The organism is Sphingomonas sp. Root720, assembly GCF_001428605.1.
Classification (GTDB): domain Bacteria; phylum Pseudomonadota; class Alphaproteobacteria; order Sphingomonadales; family Sphingomonadaceae; genus Rhizorhabdus.
Genome location: NZ_LMID01000001.1, coordinates 931,916 through 955,033 on the forward strand (window position 1 = coordinate 931,916; position 23,118 = coordinate 955,033).

The 23,118-nt window shown below is 65.8% G+C and carries 41 protein-coding genes; 12 read left to right on the top strand and 29 right to left on the bottom strand.

Annotated features, from left to right (window positions below; all coding sequences use genetic code 11):
* Window positions 1-19: 19 nt before the first annotated feature.
* The 4 genes from ASE22_RS04225 to ASE22_RS04240 are packed head-to-tail and all read right to left on the bottom strand — an operon-like array spanning window position 20 to window position 2,427.
* The gene (locus ASE22_RS04225; protein ID WP_056355365.1) at window positions 20-199 is read right to left on the bottom strand and encodes a hypothetical protein; all 180 of its coding nucleotides are present in this window, start codon (window positions 197-199) and stop codon (window positions 20-22) included.
* Window positions 196-684: a hypothetical protein gene (locus tag ASE22_RS04230; protein ID WP_056550218.1), complete on the bottom strand. Its 489-nt coding sequence runs from the start codon at window positions 682-684 to the stop codon at window positions 196-198. The genes ASE22_RS04225 and ASE22_RS04230 overlap by 4 nt, the downstream gene beginning before the upstream one ends.
* On the bottom strand, window positions 681-2,168 hold the full coding sequence (locus ASE22_RS04235; protein ID WP_056355370.1) for a hypothetical protein: 1,488 nt from the start codon (window positions 2,166-2,168) through the stop codon (window positions 681-683). The genes ASE22_RS04230 and ASE22_RS04235 overlap by 4 nt, the downstream gene beginning before the upstream one ends.
* 1 nt (window position 2,169) lies before the next feature.
* Complete coding sequence (locus ASE22_RS04240) at window positions 2,170-2,427, bottom strand: hypothetical protein (protein WP_056355374.1); 258 nt, start codon at window positions 2,425-2,427, stop codon at window positions 2,170-2,172.
* Here ASE22_RS04240 and ASE22_RS26655 point away from each other — a divergent pair.
* Window positions 2,426-2,602: a hypothetical protein gene (locus ASE22_RS26655; RefSeq protein ID WP_156397344.1), complete on the top strand. Its 177-nt coding sequence runs from the start codon at window positions 2,426-2,428 to the stop codon at window positions 2,600-2,602. The genes ASE22_RS04240 and ASE22_RS26655 overlap by 2 nt on opposite strands.
* Before the next feature lie 128 nt (window positions 2,603-2,730).
* Here ASE22_RS26655 and ASE22_RS04245 read toward each other — a convergent pair whose 3' ends face one another.
* The 22 genes from ASE22_RS04245 to ASE22_RS26030 all read right to left on the bottom strand — a co-directional run bounded on the left by ASE22_RS04245 (window position 2,731) and on the right by ASE22_RS26030 (window position 10,958).
* Complete coding sequence (locus ASE22_RS04245; protein WP_056355376.1) at window positions 2,731-3,075, bottom strand: hypothetical protein; 345 nt, start codon at window positions 3,073-3,075, stop codon at window positions 2,731-2,733.
* Window positions 3,076-3,169: 94 nt separating this feature from the next.
* Window positions 3,170-3,538, bottom strand: coding sequence for a hypothetical protein (locus tag ASE22_RS04250; protein ID WP_056355379.1), 369 nt, complete (start codon window positions 3,536-3,538; stop codon window positions 3,170-3,172).
* Window positions 3,535-3,768, bottom strand: a complete 234-nt coding sequence (locus tag ASE22_RS04255; protein ID WP_056355382.1) for a hypothetical protein — start codon at window positions 3,766-3,768, stop codon at window positions 3,535-3,537. The genes ASE22_RS04250 and ASE22_RS04255 overlap by 4 nt, the downstream gene beginning before the upstream one ends.
* The gene (locus ASE22_RS04260; RefSeq protein ID WP_156397343.1) at window positions 3,768-4,244 is read right to left on the bottom strand and encodes a hypothetical protein; all 477 of its coding nucleotides are present in this window, start codon (window positions 4,242-4,244) and stop codon (window positions 3,768-3,770) included. Before ASE22_RS04260 ends, ASE22_RS04255 begins: the two co-directional genes overlap by 1 nt.
* Entirely contained in the window at window positions 4,241-4,492 is a 252-nt protein-coding gene (locus ASE22_RS04265; RefSeq protein ID WP_056355386.1) for a hypothetical protein, read from the bottom strand. Before ASE22_RS04265 ends, ASE22_RS04260 begins: the two co-directional genes overlap by 4 nt.
* Window positions 4,489-4,776 carry a hypothetical protein gene (locus ASE22_RS04270; RefSeq protein WP_056355389.1) on the bottom strand — a complete coding sequence of 96 codons (288 nt, stop codon included), beginning with the start codon at window positions 4,774-4,776 and terminating at the stop codon, window positions 4,489-4,491. Before ASE22_RS04270 ends, ASE22_RS04265 begins: the two co-directional genes overlap by 4 nt.
* Complete coding sequence (locus ASE22_RS04275; RefSeq protein ID WP_056355394.1) at window positions 4,773-5,594, bottom strand: hypothetical protein; 822 nt, start codon at window positions 5,592-5,594, stop codon at window positions 4,773-4,775. Before ASE22_RS04275 ends, ASE22_RS04270 begins: the two co-directional genes overlap by 4 nt.
* Window positions 5,594-5,860 (bottom strand): hypothetical protein, encoded by a 267-nt coding sequence (locus tag ASE22_RS04280; protein ID WP_056355395.1) that lies wholly within the window; start codon window positions 5,858-5,860, stop codon window positions 5,594-5,596. The genes ASE22_RS04275 and ASE22_RS04280 overlap by 1 nt, the downstream gene beginning before the upstream one ends.
* Complete coding sequence (locus tag ASE22_RS04285) at window positions 5,857-6,219, bottom strand: thermonuclease family protein (RefSeq protein ID WP_056355396.1); 363 nt, start codon at window positions 6,217-6,219, stop codon at window positions 5,857-5,859. Before ASE22_RS04285 ends, ASE22_RS04280 begins: the two co-directional genes overlap by 4 nt.
* Window positions 6,216-6,614 carry a hypothetical protein gene (locus ASE22_RS04290; RefSeq protein WP_156397341.1) on the bottom strand — a complete coding sequence of 133 codons (399 nt, stop codon included), beginning with the start codon at window positions 6,612-6,614 and terminating at the stop codon, window positions 6,216-6,218. The genes ASE22_RS04285 and ASE22_RS04290 overlap by 4 nt, the downstream gene beginning before the upstream one ends.
* An 89-nt stretch (window positions 6,615-6,703) precedes the next feature.
* Window positions 6,704-6,919, bottom strand: a complete 216-nt coding sequence (locus ASE22_RS04295; RefSeq protein WP_056355403.1) for a hypothetical protein — start codon at window positions 6,917-6,919, stop codon at window positions 6,704-6,706.
* Window positions 6,916-7,593: a hypothetical protein gene (locus ASE22_RS04300; protein WP_056355406.1), complete on the bottom strand. Its 678-nt coding sequence runs from the start codon at window positions 7,591-7,593 to the stop codon at window positions 6,916-6,918. The genes ASE22_RS04295 and ASE22_RS04300 overlap by 4 nt, the downstream gene beginning before the upstream one ends.
* Window positions 7,594-7,595: 2 nt before the next feature.
* The gene (locus tag ASE22_RS04305; RefSeq protein ID WP_056355409.1) at window positions 7,596-7,859 is read right to left on the bottom strand and encodes a DUF2312 domain-containing protein; all 264 of its coding nucleotides are present in this window, start codon (window positions 7,857-7,859) and stop codon (window positions 7,596-7,598) included.
* On the bottom strand, window positions 7,859-8,065 hold the full coding sequence (locus ASE22_RS04310) for a hypothetical protein (protein WP_156397339.1): 207 nt from the start codon (window positions 8,063-8,065) through the stop codon (window positions 7,859-7,861). Before ASE22_RS04310 ends, ASE22_RS04305 begins: the two co-directional genes overlap by 1 nt.
* Window positions 8,066-8,145: 80 nt before the next feature.
* On the bottom strand, window positions 8,146-8,604 hold the full coding sequence (locus ASE22_RS04315; protein ID WP_056355416.1) for a hypothetical protein: 459 nt from the start codon (window positions 8,602-8,604) through the stop codon (window positions 8,146-8,148).
* On the bottom strand, window positions 8,601-8,726 hold the full coding sequence (locus tag ASE22_RS27845; protein WP_268796566.1) for a hypothetical protein: 126 nt from the start codon (window positions 8,724-8,726) through the stop codon (window positions 8,601-8,603). The genes ASE22_RS04315 and ASE22_RS27845 overlap by 4 nt, the downstream gene beginning before the upstream one ends.
* 94 nt (window positions 8,727-8,820) lie before the next feature.
* Window positions 8,821-9,198, bottom strand: a complete 378-nt coding sequence (locus ASE22_RS04320; protein ID WP_056355418.1) for a hypothetical protein — start codon at window positions 9,196-9,198, stop codon at window positions 8,821-8,823.
* A complete protein-coding gene (locus tag ASE22_RS04325) occupies window positions 9,195-9,497 on the bottom strand; it encodes a hypothetical protein (protein ID WP_056355421.1) in 303 nt (100 codons plus the stop codon). Before ASE22_RS04325 ends, ASE22_RS04320 begins: the two co-directional genes overlap by 4 nt.
* Window positions 9,494-9,808, bottom strand: coding sequence for a DUF6874 family protein (locus ASE22_RS04330; protein WP_156397337.1), 315 nt, complete (start codon window positions 9,806-9,808; stop codon window positions 9,494-9,496). The genes ASE22_RS04325 and ASE22_RS04330 overlap by 4 nt, the downstream gene beginning before the upstream one ends.
* Before the next feature lie 8 nt (window positions 9,809-9,816).
* A complete protein-coding gene (locus ASE22_RS04335) occupies window positions 9,817-10,182 on the bottom strand; it encodes a hypothetical protein (protein WP_056355427.1) in 366 nt (121 codons plus the stop codon).
* Window positions 10,183-10,245: 63 nt separating this feature from the next.
* A complete protein-coding gene (locus ASE22_RS26660; RefSeq protein ID WP_156397335.1) occupies window positions 10,246-10,602 on the bottom strand; it encodes a hypothetical protein in 357 nt (118 codons plus the stop codon).
* Complete coding sequence (locus ASE22_RS26030) at window positions 10,599-10,958, bottom strand: helix-turn-helix transcriptional regulator (RefSeq protein WP_200935116.1); 360 nt, start codon at window positions 10,956-10,958, stop codon at window positions 10,599-10,601. The genes ASE22_RS26660 and ASE22_RS26030 overlap by 4 nt, the downstream gene beginning before the upstream one ends.
* A 91-nt stretch (window positions 10,959-11,049) precedes the next feature.
* On the opposite strand from ASE22_RS26030, the gene ASE22_RS04345 reads away from it, so the two are divergent.
* On the top strand, window positions 11,050-11,271 hold the full coding sequence (locus ASE22_RS04345; protein WP_056355430.1) for a helix-turn-helix domain-containing protein: 222 nt from the start codon (window positions 11,050-11,052) through the stop codon (window positions 11,269-11,271).
* A 332-nt stretch (window positions 11,272-11,603) separates the two neighbouring features.
* Here ASE22_RS04345 and ASE22_RS04350 read toward each other — a convergent pair whose 3' ends face one another.
* Window positions 11,604-11,861 carry a hypothetical protein gene (locus ASE22_RS04350; RefSeq protein ID WP_056355433.1) on the bottom strand — a complete coding sequence of 86 codons (258 nt, stop codon included), beginning with the start codon at window positions 11,859-11,861 and terminating at the stop codon, window positions 11,604-11,606.
* An 81-nt stretch (window positions 11,862-11,942) separates the two neighbouring features.
* Between ASE22_RS04350 and ASE22_RS04355 the strand changes: the two genes are divergently transcribed.
* From ASE22_RS04355 to ASE22_RS04375, 5 genes are read left to right on the top strand one after another with little or no spacing between them, the layout of a single operon-like run.
* Complete coding sequence (locus tag ASE22_RS04355; protein WP_056355436.1) at window positions 11,943-12,515, top strand: hypothetical protein; 573 nt, start codon at window positions 11,943-11,945, stop codon at window positions 12,513-12,515.
* Window positions 12,516-12,529: 14 nt separating this feature from the next.
* Window positions 12,530-12,811, top strand: a complete 282-nt coding sequence (locus tag ASE22_RS04360) for a hypothetical protein (protein ID WP_056355439.1) — start codon at window positions 12,530-12,532, stop codon at window positions 12,809-12,811.
* Between the two features lie 3 nt (window positions 12,812-12,814).
* Window positions 12,815-14,056 (top strand): DUF7146 domain-containing protein, encoded by a 1,242-nt coding sequence (locus ASE22_RS04365; protein WP_056355442.1) that lies wholly within the window; start codon window positions 12,815-12,817, stop codon window positions 14,054-14,056.
* Window positions 14,053-14,913 (top strand): DNA adenine methylase, encoded by an 861-nt coding sequence (locus ASE22_RS04370; RefSeq protein ID WP_056355446.1) that lies wholly within the window; start codon window positions 14,053-14,055, stop codon window positions 14,911-14,913. The genes ASE22_RS04365 and ASE22_RS04370 overlap by 4 nt, the downstream gene beginning before the upstream one ends.
* On the top strand, window positions 14,913-16,814 hold the full coding sequence (locus ASE22_RS04375) for a hypothetical protein (protein ID WP_056355449.1): 1,902 nt from the start codon (window positions 14,913-14,915) through the stop codon (window positions 16,812-16,814). Before ASE22_RS04370 ends, ASE22_RS04375 begins: the two co-directional genes overlap by 1 nt.
* A 74-nt stretch (window positions 16,815-16,888) precedes the next feature.
* Here ASE22_RS04375 and ASE22_RS04380 read toward each other — a convergent pair whose 3' ends face one another.
* On the bottom strand, window positions 16,889-17,839 hold the full coding sequence (locus ASE22_RS04380; protein ID WP_082545679.1) for an ArdC family protein: 951 nt from the start codon (window positions 17,837-17,839) through the stop codon (window positions 16,889-16,891).
* Between the two features lie 3 nt (window positions 17,840-17,842).
* Window positions 17,843-18,028: a hypothetical protein gene (locus ASE22_RS04385; RefSeq protein ID WP_056355453.1), complete on the bottom strand. Its 186-nt coding sequence runs from the start codon at window positions 18,026-18,028 to the stop codon at window positions 17,843-17,845.
* Window positions 18,029-19,259: 1,231 nt separating this feature from the next.
* On the opposite strand from ASE22_RS04385, the gene ASE22_RS04390 reads away from it, so the two are divergent.
* Genes ASE22_RS04390 through ASE22_RS04410 form a run of 5 tightly spaced genes read left to right on the top strand, consistent with a single transcriptional unit; the run spans window position 19,260 to window position 23,044 of the window.
* Window positions 19,260-19,856 (top strand): hypothetical protein, encoded by a 597-nt coding sequence (locus tag ASE22_RS04390; protein ID WP_156397333.1) that lies wholly within the window; start codon window positions 19,260-19,262, stop codon window positions 19,854-19,856.
* Window positions 19,853-20,350, top strand: a complete 498-nt coding sequence (locus ASE22_RS04395; protein ID WP_056355460.1) for a hypothetical protein — start codon at window positions 19,853-19,855, stop codon at window positions 20,348-20,350. The genes ASE22_RS04390 and ASE22_RS04395 overlap by 4 nt, the downstream gene beginning before the upstream one ends.
* Entirely contained in the window at window positions 20,347-21,921 is a 1,575-nt protein-coding gene (locus tag ASE22_RS04400) for a hypothetical protein (protein WP_056355463.1), read from the top strand. The genes ASE22_RS04395 and ASE22_RS04400 overlap by 4 nt, the downstream gene beginning before the upstream one ends.
* 1 nt (window position 21,922) lies before the next feature.
* Window positions 21,923-22,114 carry a hypothetical protein gene (locus ASE22_RS04405; protein ID WP_056355466.1) on the top strand — a complete coding sequence of 64 codons (192 nt, stop codon included), beginning with the start codon at window positions 21,923-21,925 and terminating at the stop codon, window positions 22,112-22,114.
* A gap of 27 nt (window positions 22,115-22,141) precedes the next feature.
* A complete protein-coding gene (locus tag ASE22_RS04410) occupies window positions 22,142-23,044 on the top strand; it encodes a hypothetical protein (protein WP_156397331.1) in 903 nt (300 codons plus the stop codon).
* Window positions 23,045-23,118: the final 74 nt, after the last annotated feature.

Genomic DNA, 23,118 nt, shown 5'->3' on the forward strand with positions numbered 1-23,118 from the left:
AGGCGGGCGAACTAGGCCGCTAAGCCTTATTGGTCAAGGGGTTTGCAGCGATTTTTTGCTCTGCTTGCGCGGCCGAAAACCGGTCGTTTCCAACATTTCCATGTTGGAATTCCAACATGGTCAGCCGGCCGACCGATTCGCGGGCGTGCTGGATCTGCTCGATCATCGGCGACAAATCGAGAACGGGCAGCGGCGTCATCCCTTCGCGGGCTGCCGCCTGCTAACCGCGATGGCCGCTTGCAGCAAATCTTGGTAGCGGATTTTCAAACACGCCGCAGTCGTCGATGTGGCAGGCATTGCGGCATCGACATCGAGCCAGCGGCGGGTGCTGTCGTTCGGATCATTGTGATCGCGAAGATGACAGCGCCAGCGTTCCGCGAGGGGAAGGCCCATCATGGATCCCAGGCTGTAGGACCAACCCTTCGGAACGAGGCTCATGGCGATGTCCAGCGACCCGGTGAATTCCGGGAATTCACCCGCGAAGGTATCCACGGCCCGCCCGCCGGGCAGCAACCATTTGGTGAGATAAAGATCCTCTCCCCGCGCAGACCGATAGAACCGGTCGTGCCGTGGTAATGGCCTCAGCTCCAACGCCTCCGCGATATCAGCATCGAGCGCCGGATCGGGGCTGGCCGCAGCTTTGATACGCTCGATCAGGTCGCCGAGCACCTTGTAATCGGTCACGCCTGCTGCTCCTGTTCGCCGTCGCGCTTCGCCTGGGCCTTGGCGCGGACCTTGAGTTGGCTGACGGCCATGGCGACGCCGCTGACGGCCATGCGGGTGTTGCGGGGGCCGTAGACCTCGAGGATCTTTTTCGTGCGCTCGATGGTGTGGCCGCTCATTGCGGCGATGAAGTGATCGGGGACGCCGAGCTCGAACAGGTGGACCATGCCGGTGCGGCGGAGATCCTGGAAGACGATATCGGCGAGCGCGTTGGCGAGCTCGATGTCGCCGGCTTCGGCCGCGCGTTCGCTGGCGGCGGCGACGCATGCGCGGAAGCGGCGCTGCAGCTTCCATTGCGGCCATGCCTCGCCGGTCTCTTCGTCGCGCAGGATCGGCGGGTGGAGCGTCGCGACCTGGGCGGCACGGGCGGCGGCGATCGCCGCCTCAATGTCGGTGCGCAGCTCGCCGACGACGGGGACCGCGATCCACTTCTTCGTCTTCTTCTGCAGGATGTCGATGCCCATGACGGTGCCGTCGGCCGCCATCAGGTTGGCGCGCGCCTCGGCCGGGATCTCGTGCTCCTCGAGCTGTCGGTAGGCCTTGGTCGTCAGGCGGAGCAGATCGCCCTCGCGCTGCATGATGCCGAAGCCGAGGTCGATGGCGAGCTTGATGCCGTGCCAGCCCTTCTCGGCCGCGATCGCGCCGATCGCCTCGCGCGCGATCGCGGGGATGGTCTGCTGGCGGGGCGGCGCCTCGGGGATCGTCACCTCGGCCATCGGGTTGGCGTCGATCATGTCCTTGTCCTTCGCGAATGTCATGAGCGACTTGAGCACCGAGAGCAGGCCGTTGGCGCGGTGGAGCTTGGGCCGCGCCTCGCGCCCGGCGAGGACGCGAACGCGGTAGATCCGCTCGCCATGAAGCGCCTCGAGCGCGGCTTTCTTGAGGATCTCCGGCGCCACATCCTTCGCCCAGGCGAGCGGCGGCGCGGTGAGCAGCGCGATCGCGGCGTCGACGCCGGCGTGATGGGCCAGCCATAGCGCGGTGCGATCGTCGTCGATGCCGGCGGCGCGGAGCTTCCTGCCGTTGACCTCGAACGCGCCGAGCTCGGGAGGCTTGAGCAGCGCATCCTTGAGCACGACGCAGCGGCCCCGGTCGATCAGGCGGATCGGGGTGCGGCCCTCGTCGGCCCACTGCTCGATCATGCCGAGATAGCTGCCATAGGTGGCGCGGGTGCTCTTGGCCTTGCTGGCGAGATCCTCGGCGCGGTAGCGGCGGATCGCATAGGCCATGGTCGCACGTTCGGGCTTGCGCTCGACATTGACCGGCTGCGCCCCGCCCTTCTTCCAGATCTCGACGTCCTGGTTGAGCTTGTTCGCCCGCTCGATCGCGCCGGCGAGGCTGCGGCCCAGCTTCTCGGCGAGCCACCCCATGTCGCGGAGCGATTTGCTGGGCTGCCAGTAATAGTTCCCGCCCTTCTCGACCAGGCGCTCGATCTTGATCGCCATGTCAGCCCTCCCCGATCAGCTTGTCGGCCTGTTCCTGGCAGGCTGCGGCGCGGCGGCGGAGCAATTCGCGAGTGTCCCTGACGATGCCGTCGCGGATCCCGCGGCTGTTGGCTCCGTCGGAGAGAAGCCGGCGTATCGAGCTTTCGGTGATATCGAGCTGGCGGGCAGCTTCGCGGCCGCCGCCGAGCAGCTCGACCGCCTCGCGGAACCAGGCGCGGCGGGCCGGATCGTAGATGCCGTCATGTAGAAGATTGTCCATGGTCCTGTTCCTTGACCTTCGCGCGGCCATTCTGCCGGCGCAGTTGAGAAAGCTATGCCTGTTCGACTGTGGCGGCAAGCGAGACCACCGGGTGCCCGACACCGACTATGCAAAGGATGACTTTGCCGCCGGCGGCGATCGCCGCGATCTCTGCGGGCGTCGGCTCCCAGCATGACACCATGACGGGAACGCTTCCGTGCATCTCATCGCGGATCGGCAATCCTCGGCAAGGCCCGCTCGTTTCAGGGGTCCAATCCGCCGGAGCGCCCAAGGTTCGCGTGCATCCTTCGATACGAGCGGGGATCACGCTTGCGTTCCCAAGCCGTCAGCCGACAGTGCAGGCGTGACACAATCCGCCGGGAGGTTCCCTCCTTCGGGCAACGGCCACTCACCTGTGTGCTCGAGCATGAAGCCAATCGGCTTGTAAGCGACGACGCGTCCGCGACCTTCGGTGAAATGATCATGCGACCAGCACCAGCCCGCGAACTTCCATTCTTCCTCGTTTTCGTCCCAGAAGCCGATGGTTGCCGCGTATGTCGCGTCGGCCAACGGATGACCGGCCGCGTCGCGATCGCTGTAATCGACCAGCAGCCAGACCATATCCTTATGCGCTTCGGCATCGATCTCACGCCAAGCTTCTACCGTCATGATTTGGCTCTCCGGGCTTCGAGACGGCGGAGGATCTCCGCGATGGTAACGGGACGGAAGGTCGGGGCGAGGAGCCAGTCGGGCGGGCGGCGGGTCATGCTGCGGCTTCCTGTGTCGGATCATTGTCCCACGGCACGCGGGATGCGAAGGCTCCGCTGGCCTGGTCCAGCTCGCGGCGGGCCTCCTGGCTCTCATCCTCGAACAGATAGATCCTGGCCGCGATGACGAGGCGAACCACGTCGGACGGCAGCGCGGTCCGACGATGGCGCGCGAGCATCTGCAACGCGCCGTCATTGTCGGGGAGCTCGCGCGCCATCTCCGCCGCCCGGATAGCGGAATAGCCCTGCAGAATGAGCGCGCGTCCGAACTCTTCGCGGTCGATCTGTTCGATCTCGACCATCTCCGTCGCGCGGGCGCGAAGGTACAGATCGCTCGACGAAGGAACATCGGGGCCGACGCTCATGGCCGCCTCGTGTAGAAAACCGTCTTGCCCGGGCATGTGTCGATCTTCCGTTCGCCATCGCGCCGATAGCCGAGGCGTTTCAGCGGATGCGCCAGCACCGGGCCTGAAATATCGAGCCCCGTCTTTTCGCGGACGTAGCAGCGAAGATCGACCATCGGCACGTCGCCGGGGTAGGTTTCGACGAAGCTGGCGACGGCGGCGTCGATGGCGCGCTTATCGGCCGCGCTCATCATTCGCCCTCGTGCTCGATGAGAAGCCGATCCGGCCGATCGTGGGCGCCGACGAGAAACATCCAGCTATGGAGACCAACTGCCTCGATCACTCGCGCCACAGGCTGATTGATCAGGCGGGCAACGTCGGCGACGGTGATGGTGCCCCACTCGGTGCGCGTGGCGGACAATGCCTGGATCAACGAACCGAGATCGTCGATGGTAACATGCTCGGACGTGCTCCCGAAAAAGCGGAGCGGCTCGATCGTCTGGATAAGGCCGATCGGAAGGTTGAAGATCCGGGCGGCCGTCTCGGCATCGAAATCGCTCCAGCAGTCGCAGAAGGTCTGTAGCGCATGTCTCAACACGGCTTCTCCGGGCAATCCGGAGCCCTCGCCTTCGTCGACATTCCAGCTGTGCGGATCGTCGCCGAACGCAACCACCCAAGGCTGTTTGTCAGCGGCGGGGATGTCCGCCAATGCGAGCTTCATGCTCATGCCTTGCCGCCTTTCTCGCTGTAGCGCCCCTCTGCGCGGGCGATCCATTCTTTCATCATCGTGATCGTGTCGGCGCGGTCCGCATTGGAGATGTAGTTGACCCTGCCGTCCTCGATCGCGCCGAACTCGCTAATGAGCAGCACGAACGCGATCTTCTTGGGCCGCGTCGTGCCGTTGAACTGCTGATCCAGCATCTCAGCGACGGCGTTCATGCCGGCCCTGTATCGGGCTTGGATCGGGTCGCTCATCGCTCGGGCCACAGCGGGATGGTGCAGTTGGAGCGGGTCTGCGTCTCGCCGACGATGAACGACGTGCGGGTGATGCTCGCGACCGACACCTTGCCCGAAACAAGCACCCGGATCCGATCAGCGAAGGAAAAACGAACATCCATCAGGATGTAGATCGCATCCTTCCCTTCGAAGTCGAACGCGTCATCAAAGGGATATCGCGCCGGCCGGAAGCCGAACATGCGGGCGATCTTGATGCGCAGCGGCGGCTTATAGATCTGATACAGGGCTTCACCTTCGGTCATGCTGCCTCCTGCTGTGCTTCGTCGTCGATCTCGATCGGGTGCGTCCGCTCGTGCCACTGGCGGTTGAAGGCGGCGGCGATCGCCAGGATGGTGCGGGCGCGCTGCTCGGGTTCCATCGCCTCGATCATCGGCACGATGCGGCGATCATGGCCGAACATCGGATCGCCGGCGGCGTTGAGGACGTTGCTCGGCAGCCAGCGGCCGCGATCGGCGGGATCGCGGTCGAACTGGGCGGTGAAGGGCCCCGGCGCGAGGTGAGCGACGGGCACCCCGTCGACCATGACGGCTAGAAGCTCGGGCACGTCGACGCCGGCGCTGTGTTCCCAGGCGTGGCGGCGGGCTTCCTCCTCGCGGAGGCGGTTCATCGTCGCGGCGGCGTCGCCGGGGTCGATGAACTCGGCACCGAAGGCCATCCCCTCGACCCAGTACCAGCGGTGGGCGCATTCCATCATGGCAATCCCCTCATCGGCGTCGGCCGCGTTGATCCGGCCCTGCTCGAGCAGCTTGGGGAAGCTGCGGCGGCGGCGCATGATCTCGCCGCGCAGGGCGTTGAGCTTGTCGGCCCAGGTGAACTGGTAGCGGCGGGCCGGCCGGATGCCGCCCTGCCCCTCGGTCATGTCGGCGAGGATCTCGTCCCAGCGCGCCTCGTCGGTCGCGGCGTGATCGGTGCGGAGATCGCCCTTCTCGATCCTGGCGGCGTTGGCGCGGCGGCGGCGATCGACCTCGCGGCGGACGGCACGGACCTGTTCGGCATGGTCGAGCGTGCGGAGGCTGGCCGGCGAAAAGAACTCAAAGTCTATCGCCGGGGGCTTGGCCATCACTTGCGCCCTATCCCATAGCCTAAGCCGCTGAGCGCCTTGGCGACGAGGTTCCAGACATGCTCCCGCTGTCGTGGATGGCGTAGCACTTTGCCGCGTTTCAGGACGGTGCGGCGGGCAAAATCCTCGCTCGATCGGCCGCGCAGGATCTCGACGCCATAGTCGCCTAGAGTGGCATCGCCGCCCTCGTTGGAGATGTAGGCGCGGGCAAGTTCCTGCGTGCTGCCGTCGCGGGCGGAGAGGAGTTGAACGCTGACGATGATCATGGCCAGGGCCTCACCAGGCCGAAGCCGAGCAGCGTGTCGGACAGATCCTTGCCGTCGACGATGCAGCGGGCGACGGGGCGGCCCCAGCGATCGGTGTCCTGAAAACCCTTGCGGCGCGGATCCGCGTCGACCTGTTCGCATTCGACGGTCTTTCCGTCGAGCTGGCCGAGCAGATAGGTCAGGACGTCGCGGGCGATGACGGGATCGCCGGGCGCGCAGTTTCGTCCACGCCGGCAGTGGCCGGGCATTTCGGGTGCGTCGATCGCGGCGAGGCGGACACGGCCGATCGGCTCGTGACAGCGGATGGTGTCGCCGTCGATCGCGACGGCGGCGGTGCAGATGAACAGGCCGAGGATCATAGAAAAGCCCTTTCCGGCGTCGGACAGTTCCATAGGCCTTGCGCGCCCTTCATCGGGATAGGTTCGGGCCATGCCTCAACCTCGAGCATCGGCCAGCCCCAATTCGCCTGCTCGTCGCGGCTGCTGTCGTTGGCGCGCGGCACGCCGAATTCGGCGGCGATATCGTGACCGTTGCGGGGCTCGCCGACGATCGCAGTGCCGATGCCGGCGGCGATCGGAAGCCGGCCGGTGCGCGCGGCATAGAGGACCGGGATCGCCTTATCCGGGAACAGACAGGTTTCGGCAGCGCTGACAGGAAAACGATCGCGCATCAGGAGCGGCATCAGCAACTCGTCGACTTCGATCTTGGCGATGCGCCTGGCGCCGGCGTGGATGACGATGCGCTGGCCGATCAACGATCGTGGCGCGCGCCAGCCCCGGAACTCATAGGGCTTCGCCTCGGCGATGATGAGCGATGCCCAAGGCTGCCAGATGGTGAAGGCCTTCATGGCAGCTTCTCCAAAGCTTCGCGGCCGGCGTCGGTGATCGACCATTCGCGATATTTCGAGATGGCGCCGGACGGGCGCGTCAGGGGCGTGCAGTCGACCAGGCCGTCGCGGCGGAGCCGGTTGAGCTGAGGATTGCGCCACCCCGCTTCCTGAGGCTGTCGACGGATCCGCACGAGATGATCGCGCTCGGCACGGGAAAGGGTGCGGATCATGCGCCCTTTCTCCGCGCTGACAGGATCTGATCACCCCACTGCTCGGCCATGGCCGCCGCGATGCCGGGGAAGAAGCGAGACCGCTCGCGTTGCCGATTATGGTTGCCCGGCATGCGGTGGATGCGCGACCAGCGCTTCCATTGGTCAGTGCCGCGGGCGGGTGGCTGTAACTGCCGAGTGGGGCGCAGAGGCCTCAACTTCCGAAGCCAGAGCCCGATGCCTTTGAACACCGGATCACCGAACCACCATGGCTGCGCCACCTGCGCAGGCGGACAATAATTGGTAATCCGCACCTGGGCATGCCTATGCATCATGGGGTTTTCGATGGCCACATACGGCACCGGCGCCTGCCACAGCGTCGAGAACAGGCTCGCTGCCCGGTCCAGATCCTCCCACATCTCCGGCAGCGTCCGCCCCGGCGGCGCGGTGTGAAGCCAGCGCAGCCCGCTCTTGCAAAGCCGCGTGCAAGGCGGATGCGCGACAATCAGCAGATCCCAGCCATCGCCGAGCACATCGCGCACGTCGCATTGGATATGACGATTGCTGCGTCGCTCGTCGGCTTCCACATCGCAGGACCATGCGTCGAACCCGCGACGCAGAAAGGCGTCACGTACAATGCCGGAGCGCTCGCATGCGACCAGCACCTGGGGACTTCTGAACAGATCAAGATGCATTTTCAGATCATCCCCAATGCGGTCATGTAGGTTTCGAGGACCATCATCTCTTCCTCGTGTTCGCCCTTCTTCCTGCGGCGGATGGCGAGCAATTTCTTGACGATCTTGGCGTCATAGCCCCGGCCTTTCAGCTCGGAATAGACGTCCTTCTTGTCGTCATTGATGCCCTTGATCTCCTCCTCGAGGCGCTCAAGGCGCTCGACGAAGAGGCGAAGCTCCTGCGCGGCGGCCGAGCTGATGCTGCTGTTGTGGCCGATGTCGGACATCAGAACGGCACGTCGTCGTCGAGGCCCGGCCAGATCGGGCCGTTGGCGGCGAGGATCTCGGCGCAGGCGCTTGTCAGCTCGTGACGATGCCGCTGGTCGGCGAAGCCGATCGTTCGCAGGATGCGGGCGACGGCTTTCGACTGGTGCTGCATCCGATGGCGATCGTTATCGATCGCGCGACCGCGATCCATAAGGTGGCTCGTCAAGCGCTGCTCATCGGTAAGCTTGGCGCGCAGACTGCCGATCGTTTCGCGCGGCGGAGCCTTTTTCGGTGTCGGCCTCGCCATCACCGCGCCCCGTAGGCGGCGGCGCGTTCTTCGACCGCCGCGCCGTCGCCGGCGTCGAGCCGGTCGATCGCGCCAAGGAGCAGCGCGCAGGCCTTGACCATGTTGGTGCGCGCGTCGGCGGGTCGGAAGAAATCGCGCCAGGGCCACGGCGCGGGGGCTTCGGCGGCGACACCCAGGACGGGCTGGGTATAGCCCGGCGCGCCCTGGATCTTGGTAAGCGCGTCCTCGAGATAGGTCAGCGCCGCGAGAGGGAGATCGGTGGCCGGATGGCAGTTGTCGTGCACCGCGTCATAGCCGTGGCCGAAGATCTGATCGAGCCGTTCGGCGAGCACGTCGGCGAGGGCGCGGTTGTTGAACGGGAAATCGCAGATCGCCTTGACGGTGGCGGATGCGGGCGGTTGCCCGTCGCGCCAGGCGCGCAGGATCGCGGTGGTGACGGCGTCGCCGGCATTGCTCATAAACGGCCTCCGATCCAGGCGCGCACGACGCCCGACAGCATGAGAAGGAAGAAGACGACGAAGAACAGGCAGACACCATGCCAGCCCTCTTCGTCGCGGCGGGGCGGCATGGGATCGATCACAGCGCGATCGCCCAGCGGATGAAGGCGACCCACAGCGAGATCCCCACGGGGAAGCCGATCGCCAGCGCCGCGAGAAGCCAAGGAATAGGGCGCATCACCAGACCACCGACAGGTTCCAGCCCACCACACCGGCGCCGACGAACATCTTGACGCGGGCGACCGTGCGGGCGGCCGCAGGGTCGCGGTCCTGAATGGCGGAGGTGATCGCGGCGGAAAGGAACCCGGTCACGACGCCGAAGCCGGCGAGGCACGCGGCGGACGGCCGGGCGCCGCAGACGAGCTTCGGGACGCCGACCTCCTCGCACTTGCCGTTCGCGGCGCAATAGGCGGTCAGGCCCAGCTCGACGGCGCGCGAGCCCTGATAGACCCATTCCTCGTCGGGCATGTCGCGGATGCGATCGCCGAGCGAGCGGGCCGAGGCCGGCGCGGCGCAGGCCGCGATGGCGGCGGCGATGGCGAGGGCGCGGATCATTGCCGCACCCCGCCGCCGTCCATCTCGTTGGCAACGGCGAGCAGCGAGGCGGCATAGTCGCGGGCCTGGTCCGGCGTGAGCGAGAGATAAATGGCGCGCGTCGGCGGCGCGATGCTGTCGAGCGAAAAGCAGATCGTAACGATCGCATGATGCTCGCCGCAGCCGGCGCAGTCGGCCTCGAAACTGTTGATACCGCTTTCGTGGGCGTGACGGGCGCGCACCTGACGATCGCCGAGTTGGATCGTCAGCGAGGACGGCCCCGGCGCACCAACATGTGTGGTTTCTCCCGCGCGGATCATGCGGCCACTCCCGATGCGGGCTCGCGCTTCGAGCAGCGCGGCAGGAAATGCCCCAGCAACTTGCCGGTGCGCCGATCGATATGGCGGTCGATGCCGCCGATATCGTGTGCGAAAGTGAAGTCATCGGCCGCCAGCAGCTTGGCGAAATCCATCGGATTGCCATTCGCGTGGGTCGCGACGAGATCCATGCGATGCGACAGTCTCCCGTCGTGGGGCAATTCGCTACCGAAGATCTTGAGATATACGGCAGCGTACCGCTCGATGACCTGATCGACGTAGGCGTTGTCGGCCTCGTCGATGTCGAAGCACACGGGCCGGCTCATCGCGCGCCGCCGGCGAACATCGCCTCGGCGCGGCTGTCGAGCAGGCCGGCGACGTGGGAGCGCAGATAGCCGTCGTCGACGACGCGGAGCTCGGGCGGGGTGCGGTTGTCGAACCAGGCGTCGACATGGGCCTTGTCCCAGCGGGCATGCACCCAGACGGCATCGGCGCCGTCGAGCAGCTCGCCGCGATAGATGCGGGGGGTGACGGGCGGCGGAAACTTGGCCTTAGCGACCCATTTGCGGATCCGCTTGACGATCGCGCCGGTGGTCAATTCCGCCGGGAGCTTCGCCCGCCTGGCGATGTAGACGAGGCCGACGCCCTGATCGGCACGCCTCGCCTCGAGAAGCTGATGAACAGACATGGTGCCTCCGTTCGGGTGAACGGCGGCGGTATAAGTCTATTTGTCTTAGTATGTCAAATGGTCTTATTTATGGCCCAGAAAATTCGTCGCCATTAAGCCGATCAAGGTCACTATCGATCCGAAAAGCAGCGTGGATGCTAGGCGAGCAGCCCTGGCATCACGTTCCCGCACACGAGCAACGAAGCCGCCAACCCAAAAACTGCCAAGCACAGAGGGTAGCAAATAGATGGCGACGGACCACCAAGACGCCACAGGCCAGATCAGATAGATCGCGATTGGGGGCGCAAAAATCCCCGCCGCAAGCGCAAGCATTTCCATGGCACCCGACGGCGTATACACGCCCCTTCGCGCCAGACGCAGAGCGCCGGCCACGACAGATCCAATCAAACAGGTGAGTGCTGCGAAAACCAGCGCGATCAAGCGGCGGTCTTCCTGCCATCTTCTTCGGCCGCAATTGGAAGCGGCTCAGCCACGCGGGTTACGAGCGCCTTTTGGGAGTCGTTGGCCGCCCGGAAGTTGCGCACCAATTCGCGCTCCTCTTCACTCAACCGATCCGGGTTATCCTTGTCGGTAAGCAGATCGGCCAACAAACACCCTAGTGCATCAGCAATGCGCCTCGCCCACTCGAACGTCAGTTCGCGGGTGCCATTCTCGAGGTTACCGATCTGCGTTTGATGCAGACCGACGCGCTTGCCCAGCTCCGCCTGCGACAGGCGGGCCCTCTTGCGAAATTCACGGATGCGATTGTCCGGAAACATGAGGATGACATAAGACACTGTGACTTACCCTGCATCAATTCTCTTGTCTTGTCGATTGACGAAATAAGACGATCAGTCTTATATGCCCTCTCCATCATTAGAGAGGCTCATGTCGAAGCTGAAAACTTGGCGGGAAAACCGCGGGCTGACCCAGCAGGAGCTGGCCGACCAAGCGGGTTATCATGTCCAGTATATCAGCGCGATCGAGCGCGGGGCACGTCAGGCCGGCATGGGCTTCGCAAAGCGAATGCGGGAGTTAAGCGAAGGGGAGATCACCCTCGATGACCTCGCCCCGCCGACGCAATATACGGCGCCTCAGAAAGCCGCGTGATGAACGCGCAAAACCTCTCATATAACCTATCCCCCCGGATGGAGGACCAAACCTCCGGCAGGCTTAAGCCGCTGTCAACCAATGCTAAAATACGTAGTTGCGCGGGGCGCGCCCGCCGGGCGCGAGCCGCGCGATGAGCATGGCCGTCGCCGCTCTGTTCGTCGCATTTGTCGCGATGCCGGCGCTGTTCGCGGCGGCGATCGGCGCGCGTCGGATAGCGGCGAAGCTGGACCGGGTACAGCGCGCAAGCTGGCCGTTCGACGCGGAGACGCCGCCCCCGGCCCCCTATCCGGCGGAAAGCCACGAGGCGGCGCTGGATCGGATCGACGCGATCAGCGCCGATCGGAAGGCCGCAGCGCGGCGAAATGCACGCGCACGCTGGCGAGCATCTCATCCCAAGCCTGGATATAGGCGATGGTAGCGGGATTTTCGCCGCGCGCCTCCGCCATTTGCCGGGCCTGTTCGGACTGGCTGCTCGTCCAGGCCGTCAGCGTGGGTTCGTCCGGGATGTATCGCGCGACCAGATCCGCGACCATGGTTTCGAGCACCGACAGGCGGCTTTCGATTTCAACGCTGTGCGCCATGTTCATGTTCTTCCTGTGTTGTGGGACGCGCAGGATAGCCGAAGGGGCGGGCCGACCCAAAGCGGCCCGCCCCGAAGGGCTCGGCGCGTGACCGCCCCCGCCCCCGACCTGATCGCGCAGCTCGCGATCGCCGACCGCAAGCTGCTGTTCGCCGGCTATATGCGGAGCTGGCGGTTCGCGAAGCGGCTGACGCAGAGGCAGGCCGCGCGGATGATCGGCCGCGTGTCGCTGAGCTTCGTCGATGCGGTCGAGCGGGCGATCTACGACCCCAACGATATCGAGCCGGCGGTGATGTGGCCGCTGCTGCGCCTGGCGGGCCCGCTGCCCGACGGGCTGGACTATCAGGATCCCGAGCCCCCCCGTGCGCCGTTGACCTCCGGCAGCGGCGAGCCCGACGGCGCGGACGATCACGGTGCGGGACGCCGGCGATCGTCCGCGCCCGAGGGGCCCGATGGCCCTGACCGCGACGATCCGGACCGCGAAGGGCCCGAGGACGATCCGGTGCCGATCCTGTCGCTGATGCACGGCGAGATCGCGATGCAGCCGTTCCCGGACCGCGCGCTGGTGCGGGTGCTGACGCCCGACGAGGCGACGCGCCTGGCCGAGCGGCTCGACCAGTTCGCGCATTATGCGCGGTCACTTTCGACACTGCCCAGCTGAAGGAGCACGGGGGGATGCGGTATTTCATCGACGGAAACATCAAGGCGGTGCCGGCCGTGGTCGACGCGACCAATGGCGACGCGCTGCTCGAGGGGCATCGCGCGGTCGGGTGCGGCGTGGTGCTGTACCTGGCCAGCGGCGACGACATCAGCTTCACGATCGCGACGTCCCAGCCCGCTGCGCCGGCCGACACGGTGACACTGGAAGGGCCGGCGCGGATCGAGGAATATCTCGGCCCCAAGAGCAATATCTACGTCCTGGCGATCACCGGCACGCCGAAGTTCCGACAGTTCTAAGCCATGGCCGGGGGGCGATCAGGATCGGGGCGCAGGCAGGCGGGATCCGCGAGGCATGGCGGCGCCGGCGGCTTCAACCCGATCGAGTTCAAGACGATCTGCCGCATGCTCAACGAGCGTGCGCGCGAGCTGGCGCCCGATCTCCTTCCCAATGGGGTGTTCGATCCGCCGACCGGCAGCCCGACGCACTGGAAAACCAGCAATATGGATGACGTCAAAAGCGGATCCTATTCGCTGACGGTCGACCTGACCGGCAAGTATGTCGGCCATTGGCATGATTTCGGCGGCGCTCGCCCCGGCGAGGAAGACGGCGACATGCTGGACCTGATCCGGATCCGGCGGTGCGGCGGCAACCAGGTCGACGCGATCGGGTGGGCGAAGGACTTCCTCGGCATCACGAACGGCGACCGATCGAGCTTCGAACGGGCGCGGCGCGCGATCGAGCGCGACGCCAGCGCGCGCGAGGCGCAGCACGCGGCCGAGATCCAGAAGATCCGGGACGGGGCACGCAACATGTGGCTGCATGCGGCGGTGCTGCCGGGCACGCCGGCCGAGCTGTATCTGCGCGGCCGGTCGATCGACTGCCGCGCGCTCGGCCGCGCGCCGGGGGCGCTGCGGTTCCGGCCCGATGCGACGAACAAGGAAGCGGGATCGAAGCTGCCGTGCATGGTGGCGGCGATCGTCGGCCTCGACGGCGCGCATCTCGGCACGCACCGGACATGGATCAGCCAACGGCCCGACGGGAGCTGGGGCAAGGCGCTGCTCGCCGATCCCAAGCTGACGCTGGGGGCGAGCAAGGGCGGGTTCATTCCGCTGTGGCGCGGCGACGGCGCCGGCAAGCTGGCGACGATCGCGCCGGGCACCGACATCTATGTGTCGGAAGGGATCGAAGACGGGCTGTCGGTGGCGATGGGGATGCCCGACAAGCGGATCATCGCGGCGGTGAGCCTGTCCAAGGTGGGATCGCTTCAGCTCCCCGAGCAGGCCGGTTCGATCATCATCGTCGGGCAGAACGACCCCTATGGATCGAAGGCGGTCGACGCGCTCGAGCGCGAGATCGGCAAGCTGCAGGCGCGCGGGTTCAAGGTGCGGATCATCTACCCGCCGCGCACGCCGATCGGCGGCGGCGGGGCACCGGATCCCGCCGCGTTCAACACGGCGCCGGCGTTCAAGGATTTCAACGAATGGCTGTGCAAGGATCCGGACGGGTTCTTCGGCCGCAAAGCCGGGAGGGCTGTGGCGTGAGCGAGATCAGGAGACCCGTCCTGCGCTGGCTAGGCGGAAAATATCGGCTTGCGCCGTGGATAATCAGTCACTTTCCCGCGCATCGAATCTACGTCGAGCCGTTTGGCGGAGCGGCATCGGTCCTTCTGCAAAAGCCTCGCGCCTATAATGAGACATACAATGATCTCGATGGCGAACTCGTAAACCTATTCGGCGTTCTTCGTAGCGAGCGCGCGGGTGATCTTCTTAAACTGCTTAAACTAACGCCGTATTCTCGAGCCGAATACTTAGCTGCCTTTGACCTCGTTACGGAGCCAGTTGAGCGCGCCCGTCGTGCCATTGTGCGGTCGCATCTCGCCCATGGCACCGGAGGATGCCGGATCGACCGCCCCACCGGGTTCCGCACTGATGGCGTGTCCGGCACTACCAACGTAGCTGGCGAGTGGGCAGATCTGCCCGCCGCGCTCGAAGCGGTCATCGACCGGATGCGCGGCGTGACTATCGAGTGCCGGCCGGCACTGGAAATGCTGACCCGTTTCGATGGCGATCAATCGCTGATCTATCTCGATCCGCCCTACTTGCCGGCGACCCGCTCGACCAAGTCACGTCGGCCTGGCGAGCGATATCACACCTACGCCTATGAGATGACTGTGGAAGATCATGCGGAGCTGCTTGCCGTCGCAGCGAGGTCGAGAGCAATGATCCTCATCTCCGGTTATCCCGACACCCTATATGACGACGCACTTTCTGGCTGGAAACGCGTCGAGATGGCAGCTCGGGCGCATCGCAACTCCCCGCGCACTGAAGTGCTGTGGATCAACCCGCAGGCTGTAACGGCACTTGAACCGGCGCAGCCCGCCTTGAAGCTGGTGAGCTGATGGGCATCGCCGACATCAAGCCACAGGACGCGCCGGATCTGCGGCCGTCGAACGATGGGCCCGAGGACCGCGAGCCCGATCGGCCGCTGCTGCCGGCGGGATGCCCGGTCACGCCGCTCGGCCGACTGGGCACGGCGAGCTACTTCCTCGACGAAGCGCGCCAGATGGTGAAGATGTCGACCAAGGATTGGAACGATGTCTGCATCATGACCTTATATGGTCGGCAGTATAACTTCCTCGAACAAAATTGGCCGCGCTACGGCAAACCCGTCAAAGACCCGGCGACGGGCAAGGAATATTACCCGATCGTCGGTTTCGTCTATGCCGATGTCAAAAAGGCGATGGTGCAGGCGGCGAGCTTCGCCGGCATCTTCGACCCCGAGGGCAAGGTGCGCGAGCGCGGCGCGCATCGCGGATCCGACGGCGAGCTGATCCTGCATTGCGGCGATCGCGTGCTGATCGGCGGGCTGAAACGGGTCAACGGCGAAAGCCGGCCGACGCGCTGGGCCGATCCCGGCCTGGTCGACGGCTATGTCTATCCGACCAAGCCCGGCATCCCCAAGCCCGCCCCGGAAAGCCCCGACACGGCGCCGGCGGCGAAGACCTATGCGATGCTCAAGACGTGGAACTGGGTCCGCCCGTCCACCGATCCGTGGCTGTTGCTCGGCCTGCTCGGTGCGATGGCCGTCGCGGGGGCGTTACCATGGCGGCCGCATGGCTGGATCACGGGCAGCCGCGGCACCGGCAAGACGACGCTGAACGGCGAGCATGGCCTGATCGCGATCATGTTCGGCGACGGCGTGATCCGCACCGCCGACGCGACCGAGGCCGGCATCCGCCAGCTCACCAAGCTGCAGACCTTGCCGATCATGTTCGACGAGCGCGAGCCGAGCGAACAGGGCACCGCGAGCGACCCGGTGATCAAGCTGGCGCGCCTGGCGTCGTCGGGTTCGAAGATCCATCGCGGATCGCAGGATCATACGGCACAGGAATTCGCCGCGCAGACGTGCTTCCTGTTCTCGTCGATCCTCGTGCCGCCGATGCTGGCGCAGGATCGCAGCCGACTGACGTTCTTCGAGCTCAAGAAGCTCGAGGACGGATCGGGAATCCGGCTCGATCCCGTCGAGTGGCGGCAGAACGGCGCGCAGCTCCGCCGGCGGATGGTCGACCAATGGCCGCGCTTCCAGGAGACGCTGGAAGCCTATCAGCTCGGCTTGATGCGGGTCGGCTTCGACCAGCGCGGGCAAGACCAGTACGGCACGTTGCTGGCCTGCGTCGACCTCTTGATGTTCGACAGCGCGGCCGGACTACTCGAGGAAAAATACGATCCGATCGCCGAGGACGTCATGCCCTCGCGCGTCGCCGAATGGGCGGAGCGGCTGCGCTTCATCATGACGAGCGAGCAACAGGACGATCGCGCCGACGAGGCCGACGCGGCGACGCACCTGGCGTCAAGCTATCTGCACACCAAGGGCGGCGAGGATCTCGAGCCGATTTCGCGCGTGCTCCGCAAGGGCATGATGATGACGAACGATCAGGTGCTGAACCGCGCCCGTTCGCGGTTGTCGGCCGTGGGCCTGCGCCTGGTCAACAAGGTGGATAAGATCGACAAAAACGGTCAACCCGTCGTCGGTATCAAGCCGGCGGTGCTCGGCGAGCGGGTTTATGTCGCGATCGGCGGCAAGCGGCTGCTGGGCCTGGCCAAGCTGTTCGAAAAGACGGTGTGGGCCGGCGGCGTGTGGGGGCAGAGCTTCGGCCGGCTGCCCGATGCCATCAAGGGCGTCGACGTGAAGTTCGACGGCATCAAGGACCGCGCCACGCTCGTTCCGCTCGAGCATATCTGCAGCCTCGAGATCGACGACGAGGACCGGCCGCTGCTGCCGGAGCAGGGCGCGTTGTGACGCGGCGCGGGGAGCAGACAAGCGAAGGGCCGGCGGGATCGCTCCTGCCGGCCCTTGCCGCCGTCCTGGGTCGTTTAGAGCGCCAAGGCGAACTGAACCCGCTCGGCGGCCGCGACGGGCTCCACGGCCGCTGTTTGGCCGGCCGCGCCCTGGCCCGCTTCGGCCAACACCATATCGGCGGCGGCCTGCGCGAGGCTGGCGGCGCGGAAGATCGCCCGCTTGTCGTTCTTGAGCGCCTGCAGCCAGTTGCCGACATAGGCCGCGTGGTTGTCGATATGCTCGCCGGCGACGCCGAGGCGGGCACAGACGAACGCCGAGCCGATCTCCGCGACCAGCTCCTCGAACGCATAGTCGGCGTCGCCGAACGCCTTGCCCTTGGTCCGGTCGAGCCGGTGGGGCGCGCCCGTCCAGTGCACGACCTCGTGCGCCATGGTGGCGAGGTAGCCGCCGACGGTGGTGAAGCGATCGAACGCCGGCAGGTGGATGTCGTCCGTCCCGCGATGGTAATAGGCGCGCTCGCCGCCATCCTCGACGATCCGCGCGCCGCTCGAGCGGATGGCGGCCTCGGCCGCCGCGTCCCGCTCCTTGCCGGCGACGATCGCCACGGGCGCCGGCGCGAAGCGATCGGGCAGGCCGTCGATCTGGTCGACGTTGAACACGTGGTAGCCGCGCAGCATCCCGACCTTGCGCGTTCCCTCGCCCTCGTCGCTGCCGCCATCCTTGTCGGCCTCAACCTCGAGGGTCTTGAAGAACACGATCTGCGTGGCCTTTTCGCCCTTGCGGACCATGCCGCCGAACGCCTTGGCCTGGTTGAAGGTCATCCAGCGGCCCGAACCGTAGCCCTTGGCCATGGCGGCGGCCCACAGCAGCAGCACATTGATGCCGCGATAGGCTTCGCCGTTCGAGCGGACCGGGACGATCGAGCCGCCGGCCGCCGTCCAGGGCCGGGCCCAGGGCTTGGCGCCGGCCTCGATCGCGGCGACGAGCTGATCGGTGATCTGCTGGTGGAGGTCGATCTTCGACATGGGTTAAGCCTCCACGCCGTCGGTGTAGTCGATATCCTCGATCAGCCAGCCATTGATGCGGAGGATTTCGCCCGTATCGTTGCAGACGGCTTCGAAAGTGCCGTCCAGATCCGCGTCAGCGGAGAAAGTTACGTCGAGAGTGTAGGGGCCCATTTCGATGGTGGCCGAGCGCTTCGGTTCGTTGCTCATGATCGGTCCTTTCTGACCATCGGCGCGGCCGGTTGCCGTCGCCTTGTCTGTCTATGTTTTGATAGACACGCTTCATTGTCAATCCCTCTCAGAAAAAAAATATCGAGGCGTGGTATTTGGCAGTTTTCCGCCGTGGCAAGCGGCCAACGTGCGCGATCAGCGTTCGATGCCCGGAGGGCAGCGGACGCGGTGCGATCGCGCTCCACCTGCACCTTCCCGCGCCCGGCCGACCTCTTGGCCTGGCCCCGGCCCGCGCCGTCTTTTTTTGCGTCCCGCGCCCCGGCCCGCTTGATACCAACAGGAAAGGGGCTCAAGGTGGCGGTACAGCCGGGCTGGGGGGCGGTTCCATTATGGAACGCCGATGGAACCCGAAATGGAACCGGCTTTTCCAACGATATCAACAGCTTAACGGGACGGTTCCGCCGGTTCCACTTCCTCGCGCGCGCGCGTGACACGATCACACACACATGCGCGTACGTGAGACTAAACCCTATGGAACCGGTGGAACCGGTGGAACCAGTCTCTTATCTATCTGATCTTGCTCGCTTTTCCGGTTCCATTTCCGGTTCCATCTCAATCGGGCAATGGAACCGGGCGCGGCCTTTCCATCCTAAGTCACTGAAAACCAATAAAATATGGGGTGGATACGCAGGTTCCGGCTCGGCCGGTGCTGATCTGGGCCTGTTTGGACGGGGTGGGTGGCGAAAGTTTCGGCGGGGGGTGCGGCGATCGGCGCGCCTGGCGATGTCGATCGAGGTCCGCGACCAGGCCGCGAGCTGCTCGATGCGGAATGGCGGATTTCCGCCGTTTTCCGGGATGCTGATCGCGCATGTTGGAAAGGCGATGTTGGAAGGATCGGCGCAAAGCGTTGATCCTGCGACGTTTTCCGGGCCGCGTCGTCAGTCTGACAGACTGAACGCGGCCGGGCCGATCGGCCGGCTCGGCGAAGCCGAGGGGGGCCGTTCCCCCCATCGCGCGCCGCCCTCCCCGCTCCTGCTCGCGCACGAGATTTTCCGGATTTTGGGCCGGCCCTCGCTCCCCCTTCCATGTCGGCCCCATGGGGGTGCGGCTTCCCTCGACGTGTTTGGCCGGGGCCGGGGGTGCGAAAGCTGGGGACATTGCCCCACGGGCCGGGGCGAGGCGCGTCTCTCGGGAGCGCGCAACCGGGGCCGGGGGCATGGGAAGGGCGCGATCGGCGCCAAGGGCACAACGCTAGGTAGGGGCCGGGGCCATGTCAACTGAGACCGGCGACGCCAAAGTGGTCGGCGACCTCGTGGGCGGCGCGAAAGCGACGTATGAGCGGGCGCTGGCCGAAGAGGCCGAGCAGCTCGATCTGCTCGGCGCGCCCAGTCCGGAGCAGATCGCGGAAGCACGCGAGCGCCTCGGCCCGATGGCCGGCCATCTTGCCGTGCTGCGAGAAGCCCGGCGCGGTCGGCCGCCTGGCGCTCGCAACAAGCGAACCGACGATTATGCCCGGCTTCTGCTCAGCCACGGACGGGATCCGGGCGTTAACATGATGATCCTCGCCAACACGGCCCCCGAAGTTCTCATGAAGAACAGCGAACGCACCGTCACGCGCGTTACCAAGGACGGCCAAGTAATCACATATACCGAAAGCATGTCTTACAGTGAGGCATTGTCGCTCATCTTGCGCGCGTCCGAAGGTGTTCAGCCGTACATCAACAGCAAGAAGCCGATCGCCGTGGATGCGACGATCCGGGGCGTGCGGGTGATCGAGCAGCGCGGCGAGATGAAGCCGGTGGGCCCGACGATCGAGGGCACGCCGATCCGCGTCGCCAAGGATCTCGATCTGGATGACGACGCATGATCTGGACACGCTCACATCGTCGGGATCCGCGCGCGCTGGTGCTCGCCGATCGACATTACAGCCGGCAGAAACCGGGCACGGATCAGTTCGTCAAGGCGGGCAGTTGTGCGGTTTTCTACGCCGAGGTCGATGGATGCGCCGCGCTTTGGGCAACCGTGGTGCAGCGCTTCGTCGGGCACGCCTGGCCTGGCGCTTGGGAATGCGCGCTTTTCCGCAACGAAGGGGCGGGCGTCGCTTCGAAGCTGATCCGGGACGCCGTGGCGGCTACCCTCGCTCACTATGGCGAGCCGCCAACGGTCGGCATGATCACCTTCGTCGACCCCGCTTGTGTGCGTAAGAAGCGCGACCCCGGCCATAGCTTCATCATCGCCGGTTTCCGACCGATCGCCTGCACGCTGAAAGGGCTGCTGGTGCTACAGCTAGAGCCCGATCGGATGCCCGCTCCCGCTCCGTTGGCATTCTCTGCGCCTAGCTTCCTCGAGGAGGCGGCATGATCGAGGATCCCAACATCGAGACCCGCATCCTCAACTCGCCGGGGCCGATTTCGGAGGCGTTTCTCGACGATCGTTCGTTCCTGTCGGTGATCATCGGGCCGGTGGGTTCGGCGAAGACGATGACGGCGCTGCGGAAGCTGCGCCGGGTGGGGATGCGCCAGGGCTTCAAGCTCGACGGCAAGGGCCGGAAGCGGCGCAAGGCGCGCTGTGGCGTGATCCGCGAGACCTATCCGTCGATCGAGAAGAACACCCTCCCCTCGTGGTTCCGCATCCACCCCGAAAGCGACGGGGTTTTCAGCCGGAAAGCGCCCTACTCGCACAGGCTGAACCTGATCCTCGACGAGGATGAGTACGGGCAGCCAAGCGATATCTGCGAACTGGAAATGGAGTTTCGCGCGATCGGCGACCAGGGCGTCGAGGCGGCCTGTCGTGGCTGGGAAGTCAACGCGGTGATGATCGACGAAGCCGATCTGCAGCCGGCGGACCTGATCGCCTTCCTGTCGGGCCGCGTCGGGCGATTTTCGGACCTCGATCCGTCGCTTGTCGTCGATCCGCAGATCATCCTGTCGCTCAACGCGCCGTACATGGACAATTGGGTCTACAAGTTGGCGGTGGAGCGCGATCTCGGCGAGCTGCTGTCGGCGGAACTCGTCGCCGCGCTGGGCGATCGCAAGCTTATCGAGACCTTCATCCAGCCAGGCGGGCGATCGCCCGGCGCGGAGAACATCCACAACCTGCCGCCCGGCTATTACGCGATCCAGGCGGCGCTGAACAAACACCGGCCGAGCTACGTCGCGCGGATGGTCGACAACAAGTTCGTGCCGCAACAGTTCGGGCAACCGGTCAACCCGGGGTTCAGCTATGAGCAGCATGTCCGCGAGATCGACTGGGATCCGGCGCGCGACCTGATCCTCGGCGTCGACCAAGGGCTGTTCGCAGCCGCGGTCGCGCAGCAGCACACGCCGATGGCGCAGCTCCGCTCGCTCGCCGAGAGCGTGATCATGCACGAGGACGGAAAGACCCTGATGAAGATCGGGCCGACCGCCTTCGGCCAGATGTGCCGGCAGATGCTCAACGATCATTTCTTCGACCTGCGACCCGACAAGCTGCGTGTACGTGCCGACCCGGCCGCCTTCGCCGCCGCCGATCGCGTCGATCACGAACATCAGTGGGTGCTCGCCTTCCAGGCCGGGCTGGGCATCCGGGGCGTGAAGGTGAAGCCGGCGCGGACGAACGCGGCGACGCCCCGCCTCGAGGTGATCCACCGGGCCCAGGCGGAGATCGACGGCTACGCGGTCCATTCGCGGTGCAAGCACCTGATCCGAGGGCATCTTGGCGGATATCGCTACGCGAAGGCGACGATCGGCGACGGCGAGAGCAGGGGCCGGCTCGAGATCGCCAACACGATCTACACCCACGTCTGCGACGCCGAGCAATATGCCGGCCTCGAGGCCGATGGAGCGGTCGATTTCGTGCTTGGAAAGACGGACCGGCGCGGTCGCGCGCGTGCACGCGCACGCGAGGCAGCCCGCGTCGACCATGGCAGCGGTTATTTCAGCGGAGGGCGATGACATGTCGGGAATGATGTTCGGGAAACCCAAGATGGCCGCGCCGACGCCGGTGGCGACCAGGGACATGGCGGCCGAGAACGCCGCCGCGTCCGACGAGATCCGGCGCCGGCGCGGCGCTGGGGCGAACGTGCTGCTCGGTTTCGGCGGCGCGGAGGCGGCGACGGCCGGCGGCAAGGCGCTGCTGGGCGTGTGACTTTCAACTGAGCGAAGGAGAATGAACATGGGTGGCAAGTCATTGACAGGCGGCGCAGCCGCACCGGATCAGGGCGGCGAAACCGACTGGAAGGCGGCGGCGCTCGACCTGAAAGACAAGATCGACGGGCTTGGTCAGCTATTGAGCGACAAGGGGTTCGATCGTCCCGCCGACCTGACGATCCTCGCATTCGCGGGCGAGACGATCGTATTGCTCGTCGGCGATCGCGATCGCGACCAGTCCGAACTGGCGAAGGCGTCGGCCGCGCTCGTAGCGCTGGGTTATCCGGTCAATGGCGGCCCCGAGGACGCGACGGACATCGACAAGCTGGTCCTTGCCCTCAAGGGCGTCAGCGATGATCGCGCCGCCATGCGGATCGAACTCGACCAGATCGACGCGCTGATCGAGACGGCCGGCTTCGATCCCGGCAAACTTGACGAGGGAGTGAACGGCGCGGCCGCGCTGGCCGTCATCATCGGCACGCTTACCGATCGCGCCAAGACACTCGAGGATCAGCTCGGGAAGGCAACGGCGAAAATCGAGACCTTGGAGACCAAAGGGGTCAGCACCGCCAAGGCGAAGGGCGCGCCGAAGAAGCGCGCTATCGTGCTCGAGCTGCCCGCCGCGCCGGTGCCGGCCCTCGAGGCGGCGCTCACCGGTGCGACGGCGATCGTGTTTTCGGAGGGCGGCGGCATGATCGAGGACATCAGGCCGATCGAGTTCGAACCGGCGGCCTATCGCGCCAGCAACGGCAAGGCGCTGCTCGGCCGCAAGATCGCGATCGATCCGCAGATCGGCTTCGCGCGGATCGACTGCGCCTGGCTTCTCGTCGACGGCAAGCCGGTGTCGTGTTGCGAGGTGCCGGGGGGTATCGTCGCGGGCGGCGGCCGGGGTGCGAGCTTCGCCGCCGACAGCCTGATTTTCGCGTGATGTAGACCGTCCCTCGCGTGCGTGCGCGTGCACCCGCGCGCATGCGAGGGGCGGAAACCCAGTTCCGATGGGGG

Bases quoted from the DNA above. Each gene is read 5' to 3' on its own strand.
- ASE22_RS04270 (WP_056355389.1), bottom strand. From the start codon at position 4,776: ATGACCGAAGGTGAAGCCCTGTATCAGATCTATAAGCCGCCGCTGCGC.
- ASE22_RS04385 (WP_056355453.1), bottom strand. From the start codon at position 18,028: ATGAGCAACGAACCGAAGCGCTCGGCCACCATCGAAATGGGCCCCTAC.
- ASE22_RS04365 (WP_056355442.1), top strand. From the start codon at position 12,815: ATGGCCGGGGGGCGATCAGGATCGGGGCGCAGGCAGGCGGGATCCGCG.
- ASE22_RS04410 (WP_156397331.1), top strand. From the start codon at position 22,142: ATGGGTGGCAAGTCATTGACAGGCGGCGCAGCCGCACCGGATCAGGGC.
- ASE22_RS04280 (WP_056355395.1), bottom strand. From the start codon at position 5,860: ATGATCATCGTCAGCGTTCAACTCCTCTCCGCCCGCGACGGCAGCACG.
- ASE22_RS04395 (WP_056355460.1), top strand. From the start codon at position 19,853: ATGATCTGGACACGCTCACATCGTCGGGATCCGCGCGCGCTGGTGCTC.
- ASE22_RS04240 (WP_056355374.1), bottom strand. From the start codon at position 2,427: ATGGACAATCTTCTACATGACGGCATCTACGATCCGGCCCGCCGCGCC.
- ASE22_RS04405 (WP_056355466.1), top strand. From the start codon at position 21,923: ATGTCGGGAATGATGTTCGGGAAACCCAAGATGGCCGCGCCGACGCCG.
- ASE22_RS26655 (WP_156397344.1), top strand. From the start codon at position 2,426: ATGGTCCTGTTCCTTGACCTTCGCGCGGCCATTCTGCCGGCGCAGTTG.
- ASE22_RS04335 (WP_056355427.1), bottom strand. From the start codon at position 10,182: ATGTCTGTTCATCAGCTTCTCGAGGCGAGGCGTGCCGATCAGGGCGTC.
- ASE22_RS04345 (WP_056355430.1), top strand. From the start codon at position 11,050: ATGTCGAAGCTGAAAACTTGGCGGGAAAACCGCGGGCTGACCCAGCAG.
- ASE22_RS04295 (WP_056355403.1), bottom strand. From the start codon at position 6,919: ATGATCCGCACCCTTTCCCGTGCCGAGCGCGATCATCTCGTGCGGATC.
- ASE22_RS04285 (WP_056355396.1), bottom strand. From the start codon at position 6,219: ATGATCCTCGGCCTGTTCATCTGCACCGCCGCCGTCGCGATCGACGGC.
- ASE22_RS04320 (WP_056355418.1), bottom strand. From the start codon at position 9,198: ATGATCCGCGCCCTCGCCATCGCCGCCGCCATCGCGGCCTGCGCCGCG.
- ASE22_RS04315 (WP_056355416.1), bottom strand. From the start codon at position 8,604: ATGAGCAATGCCGGCGACGCCGTCACCACCGCGATCCTGCGCGCCTGG.
- ASE22_RS04375 (WP_056355449.1), top strand. From the start codon at position 14,913: ATGGGCATCGCCGACATCAAGCCACAGGACGCGCCGGATCTGCGGCCG.
- ASE22_RS04265 (WP_056355386.1), bottom strand. From the start codon at position 4,492: ATGAGCGACCCGATCCAAGCCCGATACAGGGCCGGCATGAACGCCGTC.
- ASE22_RS04225 (WP_056355365.1), bottom strand. From the start codon at position 199: ATGACGCCGCTGCCCGTTCTCGATTTGTCGCCGATGATCGAGCAGATC.
- ASE22_RS04305 (WP_056355409.1), bottom strand. From the start codon at position 7,859: ATGTCCGACATCGGCCACAACAGCAGCATCAGCTCGGCCGCCGCGCAG.
- ASE22_RS04245 (WP_056355376.1), bottom strand. From the start codon at position 3,075: ATGACGGTAGAAGCTTGGCGTGAGATCGATGCCGAAGCGCATAAGGAT.
- ASE22_RS04250 (WP_056355379.1), bottom strand. From the start codon at position 3,538: ATGAGCGTCGGCCCCGATGTTCCTTCGTCGAGCGATCTGTACCTTCGC.
- ASE22_RS04235 (WP_056355370.1), bottom strand. From the start codon at position 2,168: ATGGCGATCAAGATCGAGCGCCTGGTCGAGAAGGGCGGGAACTATTAC.
- ASE22_RS04300 (WP_056355406.1), bottom strand. From the start codon at position 7,593: ATGCATCTTGATCTGTTCAGAAGTCCCCAGGTGCTGGTCGCATGCGAG.
- ASE22_RS04260 (WP_156397343.1), bottom strand. From the start codon at position 4,244: ATGAGCATGAAGCTCGCATTGGCGGACATCCCCGCCGCTGACAAACAG.
- ASE22_RS04360 (WP_056355439.1), top strand. From the start codon at position 12,530: ATGCGGTATTTCATCGACGGAAACATCAAGGCGGTGCCGGCCGTGGTC.
- ASE22_RS04275 (WP_056355394.1), bottom strand. From the start codon at position 5,594: ATGGCCAAGCCCCCGGCGATAGACTTTGAGTTCTTTTCGCCGGCCAGC.
- ASE22_RS04400 (WP_056355463.1), top strand. From the start codon at position 20,347: ATGATCGAGGATCCCAACATCGAGACCCGCATCCTCAACTCGCCGGGG.
- ASE22_RS04325 (WP_056355421.1), bottom strand. From the start codon at position 9,497: ATGATCCGCGCGGGAGAAACCACACATGTTGGTGCGCCGGGGCCGTCC.
- ASE22_RS04255 (WP_056355382.1), bottom strand. From the start codon at position 3,768: ATGAGCGCGGCCGATAAGCGCGCCATCGACGCCGCCGTCGCCAGCTTC.
- ASE22_RS04380 (WP_082545679.1), bottom strand. From the start codon at position 17,839: ATGTCGAAGATCGACCTCCACCAGCAGATCACCGATCAGCTCGTCGCC.
- ASE22_RS04390 (WP_156397333.1), top strand. From the start codon at position 19,260: ATGTCAACTGAGACCGGCGACGCCAAAGTGGTCGGCGACCTCGTGGGC.
- ASE22_RS04350 (WP_056355433.1), bottom strand. From the start codon at position 11,861: ATGAACATGGCGCACAGCGTTGAAATCGAAAGCCGCCTGTCGGTGCTC.